This is a genomic window from Croceivirga radicis, from assembly GCF_002072105.2.
Taxonomy (GTDB): Bacteria; Bacteroidota; Bacteroidia; order Flavobacteriales; family Flavobacteriaceae; genus Croceivirga; species Croceivirga radicis.
In genome coordinates this window covers 148754-168781 of record NZ_MTBC01000001.1, presented here as the reverse complement: position 1 = coordinate 168781, position 20028 = coordinate 148754, and the positions used below count along the sequence as shown (strand labels likewise).

Annotated in this window: 14 protein-coding genes; 10 read left to right on the top strand and 4 right to left on the bottom strand. The window is 39.6% G+C overall.

The window, feature by feature from the left end:
* Positions 1-490 precede the first annotated feature (490 nt).
* Complete coding sequence (locus tag BUL40_RS00760; protein ID WP_080317679.1) at positions 491-1912, bottom strand: Gfo/Idh/MocA family protein; 1422 nt, start codon at positions 1910-1912, stop codon at positions 491-493.
* Between the two features lie 106 nt (positions 1913-2018).
* Between BUL40_RS00760 and BUL40_RS00755 the strand changes: the two genes are divergently transcribed.
* The 8 genes from BUL40_RS00755 to BUL40_RS00720 all read left to right on the top strand — a co-directional run bounded on the left by BUL40_RS00755 (position 2019) and on the right by BUL40_RS00720 (position 15036).
* The gene (locus BUL40_RS00755) at positions 2019-5159 is read left to right on the top strand and encodes a WD40/YVTN/BNR-like repeat-containing protein (RefSeq protein ID WP_080317678.1); all 3141 of its coding nucleotides are present in this window, start codon (positions 2019-2021) and stop codon (positions 5157-5159) included.
* Positions 5160-5446: 287 nt separating this feature from the next.
* Positions 5447-8542: a WD40/YVTN/BNR-like repeat-containing protein gene (locus tag BUL40_RS00750; protein ID WP_095529362.1), complete on the top strand. Its 3096-nt coding sequence runs from the start codon at positions 5447-5449 to the stop codon at positions 8540-8542.
* 38 nt (positions 8543-8580) lie between these two features.
* Positions 8581-9126, top strand: a complete 546-nt coding sequence (locus BUL40_RS00745) for a CopD family protein (protein ID WP_080317677.1) — start codon at positions 8581-8583, stop codon at positions 9124-9126.
* 130 nt (positions 9127-9256) lie between these two features.
* Positions 9257-10666: an ATP-binding protein gene (locus BUL40_RS00740; protein WP_010518794.1), complete on the top strand. Its 1410-nt coding sequence runs from the start codon at positions 9257-9259 to the stop codon at positions 10664-10666.
* A 78-nt stretch (positions 10667-10744) separates the two neighbouring features.
* Positions 10745-11527: an enoyl-CoA hydratase/isomerase family protein gene (locus tag BUL40_RS00735; protein WP_080317676.1), complete on the top strand. Its 783-nt coding sequence runs from the start codon at positions 10745-10747 to the stop codon at positions 11525-11527.
* A 25-nt stretch (positions 11528-11552) separates the two neighbouring features.
* Complete coding sequence (locus BUL40_RS00730) at positions 11553-13097, top strand: hypothetical protein (protein ID WP_080317675.1); 1545 nt, start codon at positions 11553-11555, stop codon at positions 13095-13097.
* 61 nt (positions 13098-13158) lie between these two features.
* On the top strand, positions 13159-14232 hold the full coding sequence (locus tag BUL40_RS00725; protein WP_080317674.1) for a PA0069 family radical SAM protein: 1074 nt from the start codon (positions 13159-13161) through the stop codon (positions 14230-14232).
* 180 nt (positions 14233-14412) lie between these two features.
* Positions 14413-15036: a 2OG-Fe(II) oxygenase gene (locus tag BUL40_RS00720; RefSeq protein WP_080317673.1), complete on the top strand. Its 624-nt coding sequence runs from the start codon at positions 14413-14415 to the stop codon at positions 15034-15036.
* An 83-nt stretch (positions 15037-15119) separates the two neighbouring features.
* Here the strand turns inward: BUL40_RS00720 and BUL40_RS00715 are convergent, their stop codons facing one another.
* The 3 genes from BUL40_RS00715 to BUL40_RS00705 all read right to left on the bottom strand — a co-directional run bounded on the left by BUL40_RS00715 (position 15120) and on the right by BUL40_RS00705 (position 17897).
* The gene (locus BUL40_RS00715; RefSeq protein WP_080317672.1) at positions 15120-15689 is read right to left on the bottom strand and encodes a GNAT family N-acetyltransferase; all 570 of its coding nucleotides are present in this window, start codon (positions 15687-15689) and stop codon (positions 15120-15122) included.
* Positions 15690-15729: 40 nt separating this feature from the next.
* Positions 15730-16152, bottom strand: a complete 423-nt coding sequence (locus BUL40_RS00710) for a nuclear transport factor 2 family protein (protein WP_080317671.1) — start codon at positions 16150-16152, stop codon at positions 15730-15732.
* A gap of 320 nt (positions 16153-16472) precedes the next feature.
* Positions 16473-17897: a Gfo/Idh/MocA family protein gene (locus BUL40_RS00705; RefSeq protein WP_010518786.1), complete on the bottom strand. Its 1425-nt coding sequence runs from the start codon at positions 17895-17897 to the stop codon at positions 16473-16475.
* A gap of 286 nt (positions 17898-18183) precedes the next feature.
* On the opposite strand from BUL40_RS00705, the gene BUL40_RS00700 reads away from it, so the two are divergent.
* Together BUL40_RS00700 and BUL40_RS00695 are read left to right on the top strand one after the other, a co-directional pair.
* Positions 18184-19569 carry a glycosyltransferase gene (locus BUL40_RS00700; RefSeq protein WP_010518785.1) on the top strand — a complete coding sequence of 462 codons (1386 nt, stop codon included), beginning with the start codon at positions 18184-18186 and terminating at the stop codon, positions 19567-19569.
* Positions 19570-19807: 238 nt separating this feature from the next.
* Complete coding sequence (locus BUL40_RS00695; RefSeq protein ID WP_141239625.1) at positions 19808-20026, top strand: hypothetical protein; 219 nt, start codon at positions 19808-19810, stop codon at positions 20024-20026.
* The last annotated feature ends 2 nt before the right edge of the window (positions 20027-20028 follow it).

Genomic DNA, 20028 nt, shown 5'->3' with positions numbered 1-20028 from the left:
TAAACCAAAACCAAAATTTCTGTTGCGCGCTGTTTTGATTACATGGTAAAGATGCTAAACAGCACTCTCATTTTTTGAGAGTTAAACCTCTAAATATGTTAAAATTTAAATAACCGTCTAACATTATTAAAACCAAAGCCCCCCCGCTCCGCAGTAGCTGTGCTGCTGCGGCAGAAAACATAAAAGTAAGTAATCAGAGGTAATATAAAACGAAACAGCTTAGTTACTTCGTAACAATTTTTTACATTGAGGCATGCAAAACACTGGACAGCAATAGCAATTTATGAAATAGTAATTCTGATTACTACAACATTAAGATGCTGAAACAAGTTCAGCATGACGAATACAGACAATACTTTTTACTCAGTACTTTATACTTCTTACTCGGTACGGCACTAGTTACAAACTAGCGCCGGCGAGGTTATTTCTGTGAAATCATAGCTATATAGTTAAATATAACTTAGGTATAACTATGATTTTCTAATGCTAATTAAAAACTTCGATATTCACCGGACAAATACATGTTTGCTTCTTCTTCCTTAAAACGTGCTGCTTTTGCGTCCCAATGTAAGGTTTGGTTTGAAAATCGGCCAGCAATTACCCCTAGAAGTATGGTTTCTGTTAATCGTCCGGCATAAGAAAATGGCGCCGAGCACGTATCTGTTCCCAAACAAGCATCTACAAACTGATGGTAATGTTTAGGGCCTTGGGTTTCATAATTCCGTACAGGGCTTCCCAATTGGTATTGCTGGTCCAATGCTTCAATCTCCTTTGTAATATCCACATATTTCCCACGAACTATTTTTCTAGGTAATTGCATAAAATGGGGTAGCAATAACCGCCCTTTGCTGCCAACAAACATGGCACCTTGTTCTGGCAATTCGTTTAATGCAGCTTCTTTGGCATCCAAGGACATTTTATCCTTCATACTGGTTTTAGGGGTTCCATTTTTTTTATCGGCCATGCCAGGCAGTACTAAATCTTCATGAAGTGTTGGCATACCGGGTCCGTCATACCAAATCCATTTCAGGGTTTTATCGGTGTATGGCGTGCCAGGAAACTCATAGGTGACCCTATTATTTTCTGGGAAACCAAATCCGGTACTGGGCCTGCATTCGTTTTTAATGGTCATAGGAACGTCTAATTGTAAGGCGTTGTATGGGGTGTCAAAAATATGAACGCCCATATCGCCCAAAGTGCCACAGCCATAGTCCATAACTTTTCGCCAATTACCAGGATGGTACAGGTTATCTTTAAAAGCACGGTAAGGAGAAGTGCCAAGCCACAAATTCCAATCCAATTGGTCGGGTACGGCATCTTCCCCACTTGGTGCTTCGCCATCAAATCCCCAATTTTTTGGGCTCCAAGCATGCACCGTGTGTACCTTGCCTATAATCCCAGACTGAATTAATAATGTGGCTAATTTATAATCGTAAAAAGAATGTACCTGTATACCCATCTGGGTAATGAGGTTTTTATCATTGGCCAATTGCATCATTTTTCTAGACTCGTCTACATAGTGTGTCAATGGTTTTTGGCAATAAACGGCCTTGTCCATCTCCATGGCCATTAAGGATGCAGGAGCATGGGTATGGTCTGGTGTTGAAATGATAACAGCATCAATCTCGTCTTTCATTTGTTCCAACATTACCCTATAATCAAAAAAGATTTTAGCCTTTCTGTGCATTTTGTGGGCTTTGGACAAGTAAAGTGCATCTACATCACAAAGGGCAACCACTTCTACGTTTTTATGTGAAGAAATGGCAATTAAATCTTCCCAACCCATATTGCCCACGCCAATATGTGCAGTTCTAAGCTTTTTGTTTGGCTGTTGTGCATGTAATAAAGAAGGTGCAAGGGCAACACCCAGCGCGCCAGCTCCGGTGGTTTTAATAAATTCTCGTTTATTCATTGGTCTGGTTTAAGTTATAAGTAGCTTAATTTACAAAATATGGCACAATAGAATTGTACTTGTTTTTCATTACTTTTAGGACTGACTAATTCAACTTGCTTAAAAAATGAGAACCACGCTTCAAAAAATGGGCATTCTACTATGTGCCCTTGCTTTGGCTATTCCTACAGCCCAAGCGCAACGCAGAAAAAAACAAAATCAAGACACAGCACCTAAAGAAGAGCTGTATTCTAGTTTGGAATACCGCCTGGTAGGTCCTTTTCGTGGTGGGCGTTCTGCCGCGGTAACGGGTGTGCCCGGAGAACCTAACCTTTATTATTTTGGTGCTACCGGTGGTGGCGTTTGGAAAACCCTAGATGGGGGTAGGTCTTGGAAAAATATATCTGACGGCTATTTTGGCGGTAGTATTGGCGCTGTTGAGGTTGCCAAAAGCGACCCTAACGTTATTTATGTTGGAGGTGGGGAAAAAACCCTACGTGGTAATGTATCTAGTGGTTACGGTATTTGGAAAACAGAAAACGGCGGTAAAACTTGGGAAAAAGCCGGTTTAGAGAAAAGCAGGCATGTACCAAGGTTACGGGTGCATCCTACGGATTACAATACCGTATATGCTGCAGTGTTGGGTAATATTTATAAACCCACCAAAGAACGTGGTGTTTACAAAAGTACCGATGGTGGTAAAAATTGGAAACAGGTTTTGTTTGTGAATGACCAAGCAGGTGCGGTAGATTTAACTTTTGACCCCAACAACCCTAGAATTTTATATGCGTCTACATGGCGGGCGCAGCGCACACCTTATTCCTTAAGTAGTGGTGGCGAGGGCTCTGCCTTGTGGAAAAGTACGGACAGTGGCGAAACATGGACAGAAATTTCCAAGAATGAAGGTTTCCCTACGGATACTTTAGGCATTATAGGGGTTACCGTATCGCCAAAAAATAGTGAGCGTGTCTGGGCCATTGTAGAGAATAAGGATAAAGGTGGTTTATACCGTTCAGACGATGGTGGTAAAACTTGGAACCAAGTAAATAGTGAGCGTAAACTGCGACAACGTGCCTGGTATTACACCCGTGTGTATGCAGATACGGAAGATGAAGATGTGGTGTATGTGCTTAACGTAAGATACCACAAGTCTACCGATGGCGGTAAATCATTTAAAACCTTTAATGCGCCTCACGGAGACCATCATGATTTATGGATTTCTCCAGAAGATTCTAAACGAATGATTATTGGGGATGATGGTGGAGCTCAAGTTAGTTATGATGGTGGTGAAACGTGGAGTACTTACTACAACCAACCAACAGCACAATTTTATAGAGTTACTACAGACAATGCTTTCCCATATCGTATTTATGTGGCGCAGCAAGATAACAGTACGCTGCGTATTAAACACCGCTCAGCTGGTAGCTACATTGGCGAAGCAGATTGGGAGCCAACGGCAGGTGGCGAAAGTGCCCATATAGCGGTAGATCCTTTGAACAACGATATTGTGTATGGGGGTAGTTATGACGGATTTTTAACTCGAGTTAATCACGATAAGGGTACTACTAGAGGTATTAACGTGTGGCCAGATAACCCTATGGGTGCGGGTGCAGAGGCGATGAAGTATCGCTTTCAATGGAATTTTCCTATCATTTTTAGCAAGCACGACCCTAAAAAATTATATACATTTTCTAACCACGTACATCTGAGTACCAATGAAGGACAAAGTTGGGAATTGTTGAGTGATGATTTAACACGTAATGATCCCACCAAATTAGGTTCTAGTGGAGGTCCCATTACCCAAGACAATACCAGTGTGGAGTATTATTGTACCATTTTTGCGGCAAATGAGAGTCCGTTAAAAGAAGGTCTCCTTTGGGTGGGTAGTGATGATGGTTTGGTACATGTAACCCAAGATGGTGGTAAAACATGGAAAAATGTAACTCCAACAGGGATGCCAGAGTGGATGATGATCAATAGCATAGAACCTTCCGCTTTTGATGAAGGTACGTGCTACGTGGCAGGTACACGCTATAAGTTGGGCGATTTTGCACCCTATTTGTATAAAACCACGGATTATGGGGCTACCTGGACAAAAATAACGAACGGTATAGAAGATGAGCATTTTACTAGAGTGGTTCGTGAGGACCCAAAACAAAAGGGTTTATTGTATGCCGGTACAGAAACAGGCATGTACATTTCTTTTAATGATGGTGCTTCTTGGAAACCTTTTCAGTTGAATTTGCCTATTGTGCCTATCACGGATTTGGCTATCAAAGACAACAATCTAATTGTGGCCACACAAGGTCGTAGCCTTTGGATAATAGACGATTTAACTGTACTACACCAGTTAGCAAGTGCTGATAATACTGTTGCGGCCAAACTTTTTGCGCCAAAAGATAGTTACCGTACCAAAGGTAGGGCGGCCTCCAAGCCAAGTTTGTTGCAAGGACAAAACCACCCCAATGGAGTAGTTACTCATTTTTATTTAAAAGCTTTTGATAAAGAAAAAGATACCGTTCAACTAACGTATCTAAGTAAGTCTGGAGATACTTTGGCAATGTACAGCAGCATGGCAAAAGATAAAAAACAGGCCTTAAAAGACCTTAAAGCCGGTGGCAATACCCATGTTTGGGATACCCGCGGTAAAGGTGCGGAAAAATTAAAAGGTATGATTCTTTGGTGGGCTTCATTAGAAGGAGCAAAAGCAGTTCCAGGGGAGTATAAAGTAAGTCTTAGTGTAAATGGTAACACACAAACGGAAAACTTTAAAATTTTACGGGACCCTAGAGCAGAGGTTTCTGTTGCTGATATGCAAAAGCAATATGATTTTATTACGAGCATAAATGAGACTATAGATAGAGCGCATCAATCTATAAAAAAGATTCGCGCTATAAATACCAAGCTAGATGCCTTTGTAAAGCAGTACAACGATAATTCGGCCACAAAAAGCTTGGTAGAGAAGGCTAAGGGTATGAAGGAGAAGTTTGGTGAAATAGAGAAAACCCTATACCAAACCAAGAATAGAAGTAATCAAGATCCGTTGAACTTCCCAATTCGCCTGACCAACAAGCTTGGTCACCTGAACAGCCTTGTCAGTATAGATGATTTTCCACCAACGGCACAAGATATAGCGGTAAAAAACGAGATGACAGCTAAAATTGAAGCCCAATTAAAGGCTTTTGATACCTTGGTAGATGAAGAAATGAAGGCTTTTAATGCGGAGTTCAATCAACTTGGTTTAAATTATTTATCCATTGAGGAATAGTCGTAAGATTTATCCTTTCAGTTAAGTGCAGTACCAAACAGGAAGAAAGTACATACTTACCCCGGCTAGCGCCACCCCTCCTTGAAGAAGGAGGGAACAAGTTTATGATGACTTGGTACTTAAAAGATATAGGCATTTAGTTCAAGGTCCTCCCCTAAGTTAGGGGAGGTGCCCACAGGGCGGAGGGGTCTGTTGAATCAGGCATGTATTAACTGGAAAAACAATTAATTAGTAAGATAATTTTAGACAAAGTGAATATTAAAAAAGCTGTTTTACTACTAGCATACATGGCAATTACAGTTACTATTGCCCAATCTGCTAACGATTATTTTAAGCCACTTAAATACCGAAACATAGGCCCGTTTAGAGGTGGGCGTTCCGTAACCGCAACGGGTGTTATAGGTGACCCCCTGACTTATTACATGGGTACTACGGGTGGCGGTTTGTGGAAAACTACAACTGCTGGCCAACGCTGGGAGAATGTTTCTGATGGTTATTTTAAAACTGGCTCTGTAGGTGCAGTTGCCGTGGCACCTTCCAATCCCAACATAATTTATTGCGGAATGGGAGAACATGCGCCGCGAGGGGTAATGACTTCTTACGGTGATGGGGTTTACAAATCTACCGATGCCGGTAAAACCTGGACACATCTTGGACTTACCAAAACCCAACATATATCACGCATCGTTATTCATCCTACAAATCCAGATATTGTTTATGTTGCCGCACAAGGGGCTTTACACCAAGGGAATCCAGAACGTGGTATTTATAAATCGGTAGACGGCGGCAAAACATGGAAAAACACTTTGTTCGTCAATGAACTTACCGGAGCATCAGAGTTGTCTATAGATGCCAACTACCCAGAAATTATGTATGCCGCTATGTGGGAGCACCAACGTAAGCCAAATATGGTAGTAAGTGGTGGTGTAGGTAGTGGTTTGTACAAGTCTACGGATGCTGGGGAAACTTGGACCAAAATTCATAAAGGTTTACCAGAAGAAAAAGGTAAAATGGCCATTGCGGTTAGTGGTGCCGATTCCAATAGAGTTTATGCGTTGATTGAGAGCGATTCTAATCAAGATAAGGGTGGATTGTTTGTATCGAATGATGCTGGTGCTTCTTGGAAAATGGTGAGTGGTGATAATCGGTTGGTACAACGCGCCTGGTATTATATTGAAGTTTTTGCAGACCCAAACGATGCTGATACGGTGTATGTACTAAGTGCTCCAGCCTTACGTTCTACAGATGGTGGTAAAACATGGGAAACCTTATCGGGAACACATGGCGATTATCATGATTTGTGGATTAATCCCGCCAATTCCAATAACATGGTTATTGCCAATGATGGTGGTGCTGCCGTAAGTTTTGATTTTGCCAAAACTTGGTCTACACAAGATAATATGCCAACGGCTCAGTTTTATCGCATCAGTGTAGACAATCTTTTCCCATACAATATTTATGGAGGGCAGCAAGACAATACCTCGGTACGTATTGCCAGCAGGTCTTTGGGACGTTCTAGCATTGGTGAACAAGATTGGACGTATGCAGCGGGTGGTGAAAGTGCCTTTTTGGCGTTTGACCCGGACAATCCTAAATATGTTTTAGGGGGAAGTTATTTGGGAACTATTGAAGTGTTAGATATGGAAAGCAAGGCTTCTACCCAGATTATGGCAGCACCCATTCAGTATCTAGGTCGGGAAGCCCGTAACATGAAATACCTTTACAATTGGAACGCGCCTATAATAGGTTCCAAACACGAACCAGGCACCTATTACCATGGTGCACAGTTGGTACTGCGTACACGCGATATGGGCAAGAACTGGGAAGAAATCTCTCCTGATTTAACGCGTGATATTGACGAAAAGCAAGGCAATGGTGGTGGGCCGTACACCAATGAAGCAGTAGGGGCTGAAAATTATGGCACTTTGGCGTATATGATAGAATCGCCACACCAAAAAGGGGTGCTTATAACGGGGAGTGATGATGGCTTGGTACACATTACTAAAAACGGAGGTGAATCTTGGGAAAATATTACACCCAAAGGAATAGGAGAAGCGTTAATTAACGCCATTGAAGTGTCGCCACATGACCCTGCTACCATTTATATAGCTAGCACTAAATATAAGTTTAACGATTATACACCTGCCATTTACAAAAGCACCAATTACGGCACATCTTGGGAGAAAATCAACACGGGAATTCCCTACGGAGCCTTTACCCGTGTAGTTCGGGAAGACACCAAACGTAAAGATTTGCTGTATGCGGGTACCGAGCTGGGCATGTACATTTCCTTCAACGGCGGTGCTAATTGGGAACCTTTTCAATTGAATTTACCCACCACGCCTATTTTGGATTTAAAAGTGCACGAGCGTGATTTAATCGTGGCAACTTCCGGTAGGTCTTTTTGGATTTTAGACGATTTGGATGTGCTTACTACTTATGAGAAATCGAGTAGTAGAGAAGTAAAAATCTATCAGCCAGACGATGCTTACTTAGGGTCGTGGGGCAGCCCCATGAGTGGAAATACAGATAAGTTTACAGGTACGCATCCTTTTGAAGGTATAAATCCAGCAAATGGAGTGGTGTTGTATTACGAGTTGCCAAAGTTGGATGATGCTGCAAACATCACTTTAGAAATAACAGACAATAACAACAAATTGATTCGTTCCTTTACTTCGGAGAAAGATTCAACCTATGTGCCCCACAACGGAGGAAGTGCCCCGCCAGCACCTAGATTGCCTAAAAAAGAAGGGTTAAATCGTTTTGTGTGGGATATGAAGCATCCCATTATGCCAGGTGTGCCGGGCGTGTATATTGAAGCAGGTTTTAAGGGACATAAAGTGATTCCAGGTACTTATAACATCACCCTTAAAGCAGATGGAAAAACGGTTACGACCAAGGCGGTAATTAAAAAGATACCCACCTACAATGTTTCTGCAGAAGACTATCAGGAGTTTGATGCTTTCATGAGTGCTATGGAGCAGGAATTAACCGCCATGCATCAACAGGTGAATAGATTGTATAAAATCCAGAATAAACTGAATGGTATTTTATCTAAAATTAAGGACGAGGAATTAAAGAAGAAGGGAAAGGAGTTGTTAGGAAAATTGAAATCTTGGGATGGGGAGATGGTACAACGTAAATCGAAAGCTTATGATGACGTGGAGAATTTCCCCAATAAGTTTACTGCAGAGTATCTGTTTCTAATTAACCAAACCAATAGTGATTTGCCGAGGGTAAATACCGCTAACAAGGAACGTAAAGCGGAATTGGATAAACAGTGGCAAACCCTTAAGGCAACAGCAACAGATTTGGAACAAAACGCAATACCTTCCTATAATAAATTATTATGGGATGCAGGTATTGGTGCGTTGACGTTCTGAGTACTTAATATTGTATCTTTGAAATAGATTTTAGCAAAATGACCTATTTCTATATTAAAGCCCTGCACCTCATATTTGTAGTAACCTGGTTTGCAGGGCTTTTTTATATTCCCCGGCTATTTATTTACCATATTGAAGCAGCTGAAAAAGCATCCCCAGAAAAAGAAATTTTGACAGCACAATTTAAGTTGATGACCAAGCGGTTGTGGAATATTATTACGTGGCCATCTGCTATTTTATGTACGCTATTTGCATTAACTTTATTGCATCTAAATCCTGGATTGGTGGCCCTACCCTGGATGCAGGTAAAATTAGTTTTTGTAGCCTTGTTATGGGCGTACCACATAAAATGCCACTTAATTGTAAAAGAACTACAACGCGATGAGATAAAATATACCTCTCGGTTTATGCGTATTTTTAACGAGGTAACCACCCTAATCCTATTTGCGGTTATCTTTCTGGTCATTCTAAAAAGTGCCGTGAATTGGATTTATGGCGTAGTGGGTATTTTTGTTTTGGGTATTTTGTTAATGCTAGGCATAAAGCTATATAAACGCATACGAGAAAAAAATCCCAATGCCTAACTAGAGTTGCGTTCAATTTTTGGATTTGACTTTGGTATTTTAGCCTTTGGTGCGATTATTGTTAACTTTAAGTGCAAACAGCTTGTCTTTGATAAAAAAACTATCTCTTAGGTCGCGCATCTTTATAACCATGATTTTATTGGTGGTTATTGCGTCTGTTTTAATTGCAGGGGTTACAATATACCAATATCGGGAGCAATCACAAGATTACCATGAAAATCGTTTGGAGCGCAAAGAGGAACAAATTCTTCAAAGTATAAATTACGTGCTCCAAGAAACCACTTATGAGGCCAAAACGGAAAATCTTAAATATATTTTTAGGGACGAGATTTATAAGATTGCCGATGTGCAAAACGTAAATTTTAATATTTATGATTTGGAGGGGCAACTAATCAAAAGCTCCAAACCCGCCTTTGAGGCCGATGCTGTTTCCAACTGTTTAGACCCTGAGGTGTTGAACCATTTAGAATGGAGTGTTGCCAAACGTTATGTAGAAGAAAAACGTACTGCTGGCGATAATTACAAAGCTTCTTACGTATATATTTTAGACCCTAGGTTCAAGCCTATAGGTATTATGAACCTGCCCTACTTTGAAGACAATTCTTTTAATGATAAAGAATTAAAGGAATTTCTGTTTCGTTTAGCAGGGGTTTATCTTTTAATGCTATTGGCGGCCATTATTTTGGCATACTTCATTTCTAAATACATAACCCGCTCTTTGCAAACCGTGGCAGATAAGTTGCACCATACCAATTTAACCAAACGCAACGAAAAAATTTACATTAAAAACCCAAGTGAGGAAATAGGTAGCCTTATAGACTCTTACAATAATATGATTGATGAGTTAGAGCAAAGTGCCGCTAAATTAGCCAAAAGCGAAAGAGAGCAAGCCTGGCGGGAAATGGCCAAGCAAGTAGCCCATGAGATTAAAAATCCGCTAACGCCAATGCGTCTAAGTGTGCAAAGCTTTGAACGCAAGTTTAACCCAAAAGACCCTGAAGCACTTGCCAAATTGAGTGAGTTTTCTAAAACAATGGTTCAGCAGATAGATATTATGAGCAATATTGCTTCTGCTTTTTCCAATTTTGCCGATATGCCCGCCCAACAAAAGGAAACTTTGAACGTGGTTAAAGTAACCAAATTGGCATTAGATATTTTCCAAGAGCCCTACATTCACTTTATATCGGACAAAGAAGAATTAATTGCCAAACTAGACCGTACACAATTAATACGCGTTATAACCAATCTGGTAAAGAATGCCATACAGGCCTTACCAGAGGTAAGTTCTCCCCGTATTTTGGTCACGGTTGCAGAAGAAGCAGATTGGATTAAAATTTGCGTAGCAGATAATGGGGTGGGTATTTCAGATACGGTAAAAGATAAAATTTTTGAACCCAAGTTTACTACTAAATCCAGCGGAATGGGGCTGGGGTTGGGTATGGTAAAGAACATTGTAGAAAACTACAATGGCAAAATAGAATTTACTTCGCAAGAGGGTAAAGGAACGGTGTTTACCGTGCGTTTTCCAAAACAATCTTAGGCTAAACCTTGCCTTGTTTTGTGCTTCAATGCTTAACTTTATCCTAGCTGATAATAACAACAACTAAAATTAAGCTACATGGATTACAATAACATCTACATAGAAGAAGAAAATGGTCTGGCTACAATAACCATAGATCGCCCTAAAAAATTAAATGCGCTTAACAAAGAAACCATTGAGGAACTGCACAATGCCTTTAAAGAGTTAGAAGAAGATGCTAGTACAAAGGTTATAATTATTACCGGTAGTGGCGAAAAGGCTTTTGTTGCTGGTGCAGATATATCTGAATTTGCCGATTTTGCGGTAAAACAAGGCGCTCAACTAGCTTCTAAAGGTCAAAAGATTTTATTCGATTTTGTTCAAAACTTGTCCAAGCCCGTAATAGCGGCCGTAAACGGTTTTGCTTTAGGAGGCGGTTTGGAGTTGGCAATGGCCTGCCATTTTAGAGTAGCCAGCGACAATGCCAAAATGGGCTTACCAGAAGTCTCTCTGGGGGTAATACCTGGCTATGGGGGTACCCAACGTTTGCCACAACTGGTAGGTAAGGGATTGGCCATGGAAATGATTATGACCGCGGGTATGATAGATGCTCAAAAAGCGTTGCAAAACGGATTGGTCAATTATGTAGTGCCTCAAGAAGAATTAATGCCCCTTTGTACAAAATTGGCCGGAAAAATCATGAATAATTCCTCTGTAGCCATCGCGCAAGCAATAAAAGCCGTAAATGCGGGTTATAATCCTGAAAAAGATGGTTTTGCCGTTGAAGTAGAAGCCTTTGGTACTTGTTTTGGTACAGATGACTTTAAAGAAGGCACAACCGCCTTTTTAGAAAAGCGAAAAGCCAATTTTCCAGGATCATAATAACTAAAAGAAACAAACGTCCCACATGAAAAATCTTATAGTTTACCTAACACTTTTTTTGGCCGTCATGGTAACGGCGCAAGAAATGCCGATAACATATAGCTTTGGCGAAAAGTACAATGATCGCCACCGCTATTCTAATTTGGTTACCATAGCTGAAGATGGCGATAACGGTTACATCTTGGTGCGTTCTTATTTTCAAGGACTAATCTTAAAGCCAAAAGGCTATTTAATAGAGCGTTATGATAAAGATTTAAACCTAATTTCTGAATACAATTACAAGTTCAGGGATATGCAATTTATTGATGGCTTTGTAAAAAATGGCACCCTTAACCTAATCTTTTTTAATTACGATTACAATAAAGGCCAATATGAGTATTGGGTGCACAAAACGGCAACTACCAATATGAATTTTACAACAGAACGTTTTTATAGCATAGAAACCAAAGTTGTAGAGGGTGCTTATGGTAAAAACTACTACAATAGAAATTTTAATAACGGTTTTTCTACCACTTTACTGTTCAATAGGGATAGATCAGGTTTTGTAATAAGTACGGATCATGCCAAGGGTAAAGAAGAGAACCATACGCTACACATGTTCGATACCAGCTTTAAAAAACGTTGGGAGGTAGATTTTAATACCGAGGCCGAAGAGAAAAATTATGCCTTTGAGCAGTTGGCGCTTTCAGATGATTTGAGCGAAGCTTTTTTAATTGGGAAAGCATATTTTAAAAAGCGTAGGTTTAAAGTAGACGAGCGCAAGTACCAATATGAATTAATGAAAGTAGGCCCTACAGGTATACAAACCCAAGATTTTACACAACCCGGTATTTATCCAGAAGCTTTGTATCCCATTTTAGAAGGTAACGTTGTTAAATGTGTTGGGTTCTATGCGGATCGTAAAGATAATCGGTATAACGGGATATCTTTTTATGAGGTAGACAAAAACGCATTGGCTTTAACCAACCAAAAGCACCATCCGTTTACAGAAGATTTTATGTTTGATAAGTTTGGTAGGGAAGATAACCGGGTTATTAAAAATCTAGTGTTTAAAGGGGTAGACATTACAGAAGAGGGTAACATTCTTTTTAATGCAGAAGAGTATTTTGTAACCAATAGTATGTACAGAACCGGTGCTGGGCAACGTATGCAGGTAGAGCGTTTTCATTATAATGATATTATGAGCGCCAAATTAAAAGCCAATGGCGATTTAATATGGGTACGTAACGTAAACAAATCAGAAGTTACGCAAGGAGATGAGGCTTATGCTTCTTACAGCTCTTTTAGTAAGGATGGTAATACGTATTTCTTTATTTGTACTGCTGCTGAAAATCCGCAGTTGATCAATAACGAAAGAATGATCTTTAAACAAGGGCTAACCCAAAATAGGAACGTGTTTACCATATCATTAGATGCACAAGGTAAAATGACCTACAAAAAAATTATAGATGGTAAAGAAGCGAGATTACCTTTAATGGTTTCTATGCCTTTTACTAGTAAAAAAGACGATACCATGTTGTTTTATGCCAAACGCGGTAGCAAAAAACAGTTGGTCAAAGTTGCCTTCTAGTAAACGTTAAAAATAATTAACTATAGGATTTATTCCATAAATTTGGAATAAATCCTTTTTTTTGTCACATACTTCCTATCAAAAAGGCCGTGGAGCACAACTAAACGTGCACAACAAATTTTTAAAAGACGTTCACGAACAACGAGACGATTTTTTAGAATATTGCCGTTTATCTGGTGAAGATGCGGTTTCTAATAAAACCAAAATAACCCCTATTTTTCCTAAGACCATAGTGAATAGGGTTGCTAGTCCGGACGTAGGTATGGAGTACAGTCTAAATCCGTATCAGGGCTGCGAGCATGGATGTATTTATTGCTATGCCCGTAACAGTCATGAGTATTGGGGGTATAGCGCCGGTAAGGATTTTGAACAGCAAATCTTAGTAAAAAAAGATGCGCCTAAGCTGTTAGAGGCCCATTTAAGTAAAAAGAGTTGGCAAGCCAATACCATAGTGCTCTCTGGTAATACGGATTGCTACCAACCGGTAGAGAAAGATTTTGAACTTACACGTGCCTGTTTAAAAGTATTTTTAAAGTACAGGCAGCCCGTGGGAATTATTACCAAGAATGCTTTGGTCTTGCGAGACTTGGATGTATTAAAAGAACTTAATGCCTTGGGTTTGGTAGGTGTAAATCTTTCTATAACTTCTTTAGATGAACATACCCGTAGGTTATTAGAACCAAGGACAACCACTATAAAAAAGCGTTTGCAAGCTATAGAACAATTGTCTAAAGAGGGCATTCCTGTAAATGCCATGCTGGCACCAATTATACCGGGAATAAATAGTCATGAAGTACTAGATTTGGCCAAAGCAGTGGCTGCTTGTGGCGCACGTTCATTTGGTTATACCGTTGTGCGGCTCAATGGAGTAATTGGCACTATTTTTAAAGACTGGCTCTACAAAACGATGCCAGACCGGGCAGAGAAAGTGTTAAGTTTAATAGCACAATGCCATGGCGGACAGTTAAATGATAGCCGTTTTGGAAGTAGAATGAAAGGTGATGGCGCCGTTGCCCAGCAAATACAGCAAATGGCACATTTGGCCAAGGCAAAATATTTTAAGGGAAGACAATTTCCTAGGCTACGTACAGATTTGCATGAGGCCTATAAAGATGGTCAATTAAAGCTGTTTTAACGCCGTATAATTCCATTTAATGAATTAACACAAAGTAACCTTGTTCTTTGCTATGCTAAGTTTGTCTAGGCTTTCATTTAGTAGTTTGGCAAATTGGTGTTTAGCTATAAAAATTAAAATAAAAACCACTGCCATATACTAAATAAGTTTACTTTTGCGCGCTATTTTTTATAAATGTAAGTGACAGACTTTCATAACCTTGAAGATTGGCTCGAATGGATAGACGAGCTTTCTGATAAGCATTACGTAGTGGTAGACCATTTTTTGAGCCAACCACTTTATACTACCTTAAAAAATTACTTTGTAGAACATCAAGAACTATTTACACAGGCTGGTATTGGTAGTTTGGATAACCACCAAGTACGCACAAAAATTAGGGGAGATAAAACGTACTGGTTAGATGCCAATAGAGATGTTGACTTAAATTCTTTTTGGCATTTAGTACAAGAGACTAAAAATGTGCTAAACCGCTACTGTTATTTAAGTTTGTCTGGGCACGAGTTTCATTTAGCGCATTATCCTCCGGGTGGGCATTACGCACGCCATTTAGATCAGTTTGAAGAACGAAGTAACCGCATGATTACCATGATTGTTTATTTAAACGATGGGTGGAAAACTGGTGATGGGGGTGAATTGGAAATTTTTGAACCTGATAAATCTTTGAGTTTGATACAGCCGCTTGGCAACAGATGTGTACTATTTAAAAGTGGAGTAGTACCCCATGCGGTATTAAAATCTCACAAGGATCGGTATAGCTTAACGGGTTGGCTTACCTATCAACCCAAGGGCCTTGCATGGATTTAATAGCTAAGTATTTTAAGCATCTTGTGCTGCTGTAAACTGTTGGTTAAAGAGTTCTTTTTTAATAACGTTATTGTGCTGGCTGCTTAAGCGTAGTTGGGGAGCATACTTTCCCACTCTTCTTTAAGAATGCTATAATACACGGTATCCCTTCTACGGTTGTTGGTCATTAGGGTATGGCTACGTAATACTCCTTCTTTTATCAGACCTACTTTTTCCATGCCTTTACGGGCAGCAATGTTAAGCACATCTGTTTTAAATTCTATGCGTAGGGTTCCTGTTTCTGTGAAGAGGTAGTTGAAAAGTAGTCTTTTTACCAAGCTGTTAATCCCAGTACCTTGGTATGCCTTGGCAATCCACGTCCAACCAATTTCTACACGGCAATCCTTGACAGAAATATTTCCAATACGGGTAGTGCCTATAACTGCGCCGTTAATTGGGTCTACAAGTGTAAAAGGCAATTCTTTTTGTTGCTCACGGTTTTTGATTGCGGTGGTAATCCAGTTTTTTAAGGTAGCTTCGTTGGATAAATCGGCCGTGAAATAATACCACATTTGGGTATCCAAAGTAAGTGTTTTCATAGCTTCAAAATCTTCTAATTGCATAGGCCTTAGAACAATTTTTTCTGTAACTATGGTTTTATTAAAATCTATCACGTGTAAGCCTTAAGGGTTTGTATACCAGTTTTATGATAGTTTACTCTTCGTCGCCTCGTCCTAAATAGGCACGGATGGAGGTAATTTTTCCGGAATCATTAAACGTAATAATGTCTACTACGTACAATACCTCTGTGTTGTTTACCACTATTTTTAATTCTGCTGCTACCGTATTTTCACTTTCATGTAGATGCAGTATGTCTATGGATAAAGATTCGGCGTTTTTAAAGTTCTTTTTGGTTTCGCTAACGGCTAGTTCTTTACCTACAACTCTAATTTTCCAGTCGCGCAAAACAATATCGTCCGCAAATAGGTCCGCAACGCCTTTTAGGTCTTTAGCCGCATATTTCTCTAGGTAAGCTATACAAGTGGCTTTATGGCTTGGTGGTGTAGCATCCATGTTATTGATTTTAGGGGCTATGTTACTTAATAAAAGAGCTAGTAGACCAATTTTAAAGTACATAGTATAATTTTTTAATTAGTTATAAGAAGCCATAAAGTAACACCAAATGATTGTAAAACAGAAGTTTATAAACCATCAATTTATTTAAGTTATTAACGTTAAAAATAAGGTTGTTTCTCTTTAGACCGTATGCTGAAGTTGTTTATGAACCTTAACACTTTAAAAAGCGTATTGCATCCCGGTAGAAAGAAAGATTGTTCTGAGGATTAAATAATCTTTTTCAAACCAAACAAAGAGCATTTACCACTTAAAAGAAACTTGAGAAACAATAAAGTAAAAACCGAGAGCTTGGCTCCCGGTTTTCCAAATTAAAAACAGTTTTAAGAAAGTTCCCAACCAGTTCTATACTTACGGCCTACCCATTCGTTGGCCTTTTCGTAATTGGTTATGCGCATATTATCACCATCCCAATGTAGTTTTCTTCGGCCCTCGTACATATACGGGTCCCAATCGCCTACTTTTTTGCCAGGTTTTAATTTTTTGTATTGGTACGCACGTACCGCAAGGTTACCCATAAGTACCGTCTCGGTAAGTTTGCCTGCTTTTTCAAAATTAGAAGACGTTTCACTTCCGGTTAGGCATCCTTCTACAAAGTTTTGGATGTGTCCGTTCATCCCGCCAGGTATCCGTGCATATTTGGCTTTGGGTTGTTGGTACAGTTCGTTTAAATTAGAAGGTAACAATCGTGCGTTTTGTGAGTAGGTATCCGTAACAATTATGCCTTTTTCACCATACATAACAGTGCCGCCATCGCCATTGCCAATAGTTTCACCATCTTTAAGTTCATCTGGTAGGTCTGGTTTAATACCACCATCAAACCAGTTTAGTTGAATGGCGCCGTGGTAATCGTGTTCAAACTTTAAATGTATTTTAGAAGAAGGTGGGCAAGAATGGCTATAATCTCCCTCTACAAAATCGCCCACCCAAACGGTTGTACAACTTGCTTCGGCTTCTTTGGGATAACCTAGGTCTAGCACGCTAAAGGGCGTTTCCATAATGTGACACCCCATATCGCCCAGAGCTCCGGTTCCAAAGTCCCAAAAGCCACGCCATTTAAATGGTAAGTACCTATCGTTATAATCTCGCATGGCTGCAGGGCCTAGCCAAAGGTCCCAATCCAAGCCTTTAGGAATCCTATCTTTTTTAGACGGTAGGGCAACCCCTTGAGGCCATACAGGTCTGTTGGTCCAACAATCTATGGTATGTATTTTACCAATTACACCAGATTCTACCCATTCTCTAGCAATTCTACTATCATCGCTACTGGCGCCTTGGTTGCCCATTTGGGTAACAATACCGTTTTCTTTTGCTATTTGGGTCATTAAGCGGGCCTCATGTATGTTATGCGCCAAAGGCTTTTCTACATACGCATGCTTTTTAGCTTTCATAAAAGGCAGTGCAATAGTGGCATGGGTATGGTCTGGGGTGGCTACCATAATGGCATCTATCTCAGAAAGGTGCTGGTCATAAACCTTTCTAAAATCTTTATAACGCTTTACATCTGGATATTTGGCATAGGTATCTGCCGCACGGCGGTCATCTACATCACAGAAAGAAACAAATTTTACTTTGCCAGTGTTCTGTAGGCCTTCTATGACACCGCTACCACGCCCACCTACGCCAAATGCGCTCACGTACAAGGTATCACTTGGGGGAACATGGTTTTTGCCTAGCACAAAACTGGGTACAATGGAGAAGGCTGCAGTACCCGCAGCCGCGTTTTTAATAAAATTTCGTCTTTGCATTTGGTTTAGTTTAAAGTTGTCTAGAGAAAGATACTAAAAAGGCTAGGCTGTAAAAAATAGAAAACATGTCAATTTTTGGCGTAAGTCTTATCTATTTGATAATAAGGAGCATAAAAATTTATACTAATGGTAATTTGTCTAAGCTAACGTTGCGAATATGATTGCTTAATAAAACGTGAACTAGTGTTAAAGATTGCCAAGAAATAATCCAATGAACCCAATGGCTCGTAAAACAGAACGAGCACCCACAAGGGAACACTAATTATAACTATTACTAAGTAACAAAATGGTTCAAAACTACAATAAACGATCTGTTAGAAATTGGGTCAATACTTTTTTTACTACTGCAGATGCTTGGTCTGTTTTTATCAAGGGAAGTTCTTTTGCCCTAATGTTGGGGTCTATTTATTTGGTGTACGTTTTACAGGAAGATTTTACACAGTTTAATCAAGAACAACGCAACTCTACCCTTGGCTATTATTTTTTGTTGGTTGCTTTTGGGTTGTTGTTATTCCGTGGTTTCTTCTTTATTTACACTTTGTATAATTACATTAAATATAAACCTGTGGCAGGGGTAACCAATGATGAACTGCCCACTAGTACGGTAATTGTACCAGCATATAACGAGGGTAAACAGGTTTACGATACTTTGGTGAGTTTGGTTGCGAGCGATTTTCCCGAGGAAAAATTACAAATTGTTTCTATAGATGATGGGAGTAAGGACGATACCTGGCAGTGGATGCAAAAAGCAAAAGCAGAATTGGGTAACCGTGTAGAAATTTACCAACAACCTAAGAATATGGGCAAACGCCATGCACTATACCGTGCGTTTGATTTGGCTACGGGCGAAGTGTTTGTTACGGTAGATAGTGATAGTGTGGTAGACAAGGATACCCTACGCAATTTGGTTAGCCCATTTGTGGTAAACAAAAATTGTGGTGCAGTAGCAGGGAACATCCGGGTACTTAATAATAAGAAAGCCTTGTTGCCCAAAATGTTAGATGTAAGTTTTGTGTTGAGTTTTGAGTTTATTCGCTCTGCAGAAAGCAACGTAAATACCGTATTGTGTACCCCAGGAGCTTTGGCTGCCTATAAAAGGGAGGCCATTATGGCTTGCAAGGAAGATTGGATACACCAGCAATTTATGGGTAAGCCCTCAGATATTGGAGAAGACCAAGCCTTGACCAACATGGTGTTAAAACAAGGAAAAAGTGTTTTGTTCCAGAGTAACGCGTATTGTTACACCAATGTGCCAGAACGGTATAAGGGGTTGTACAAGATGTTTATTAGATGGGATAGGAGCAATGTAAGAGAGGTATTAGAGATGTCTAAATTCATCTTTACCAATTTTAGGAACTTTAGTAAATCTGGTGCCCGCTTATTGTTTACCAGCCAGGTGCTAAAAATTCTTATGAGTTACCCGTTATTTATTTTTATGGTATTCTTTATAGTAACCCAACCCTTGTTATTTCTAGGGTCGTCTATGGTGAGTATTCTACTATTATCTAGTTTTTCGGTTTTGTTCTATGCAAAGCGTTACAATTGGGTAGAATCTTTCTGGGCCTATTCTTATAGTATTTTTTTCACCTTTGGCCTGTTTTGGATTACGCCGTACTCCATTGCAACCGTAGCCAAGGGAGGATGGTTAACCCGAGGATTGGGTAGCCGATAAAATTAGTTTTTGAGTTAGTTGGTTAGTTAGTAAAAAAGGGTCTGAATGTAATTCAGATCCTTTTTTTGAATTTTTAACGGTCCGTGTATGAAAAGTAGCGTGCAAGCAAACGCATACTTTTCCGACTAATTTAACGATTTAAAATTGTATTTAACCTAAGTTTGGTACATAATAAGCTATTTTTTATATATATTATTAGTGCAAGTTTATTGAATTTATATACATTTGATTTATGGGCATGAAAAAAAGCAAAGGTATTATTGGACATTATAGAACTTCAGATAATCAATTCTCAAATAAAGTTTCTCAATCTAGAAAATTAGGAATTAAAGTCATGAACCAACCCAATATGGGATTTGCAATGGTTAAATCTGCACATAGTCTAAGCCCTAAATCACAAGATTCTAAAGTAGTGAAGATTGGAGGTAAAATATTTAGAATCAAGGAATTAGGCTAATG

Excerpts from the sequence above, each read along its gene's own strand:
- BUL40_RS00760 (WP_080317679.1), bottom strand. The coding sequence starts at position 1,912 with ATGAATAAACGAGAATTTATTAAAACCACCGGAGCTGGCGCGCTGGGT.
- BUL40_RS00755 (WP_080317678.1), top strand. The coding sequence starts at position 2,019 with ATGAGAACCACGCTTCAAAAAATGGGCATTCTACTATGTGCCCTTGCT.
- BUL40_RS00750 (WP_095529362.1), top strand. The coding sequence starts at position 5,447 with ATGGCAATTACAGTTACTATTGCCCAATCTGCTAACGATTATTTTAAG.
- BUL40_RS00745 (WP_080317677.1), top strand. The coding sequence starts at position 8,581 with ATGACCTATTTCTATATTAAAGCCCTGCACCTCATATTTGTAGTAACC.
- BUL40_RS00740 (WP_010518794.1), top strand. The coding sequence starts at position 9,257 with ATGATTTTATTGGTGGTTATTGCGTCTGTTTTAATTGCAGGGGTTACA.
- BUL40_RS00735 (WP_080317676.1), top strand. The coding sequence starts at position 10,745 with ATGGATTACAATAACATCTACATAGAAGAAGAAAATGGTCTGGCTACA.
- BUL40_RS00730 (WP_080317675.1), top strand. The coding sequence starts at position 11,553 with ATGAAAAATCTTATAGTTTACCTAACACTTTTTTTGGCCGTCATGGTA.
- BUL40_RS00710 (WP_080317671.1), bottom strand. The coding sequence starts at position 16,152 with ATGTACTTTAAAATTGGTCTACTAGCTCTTTTATTAAGTAACATAGCC.
- BUL40_RS00705 (WP_010518786.1), bottom strand. The coding sequence starts at position 17,897 with ATGCAAAGACGAAATTTTATTAAAAACGCGGCTGCGGGTACTGCAGCC.
- BUL40_RS00700 (WP_010518785.1), top strand. The coding sequence starts at position 18,184 with ATGGTTCAAAACTACAATAAACGATCTGTTAGAAATTGGGTCAATACT.
- BUL40_RS00695 (WP_141239625.1), top strand. The coding sequence starts at position 19,808 with ATGAAAAAAAGCAAAGGTATTATTGGACATTATAGAACTTCAGATAAT.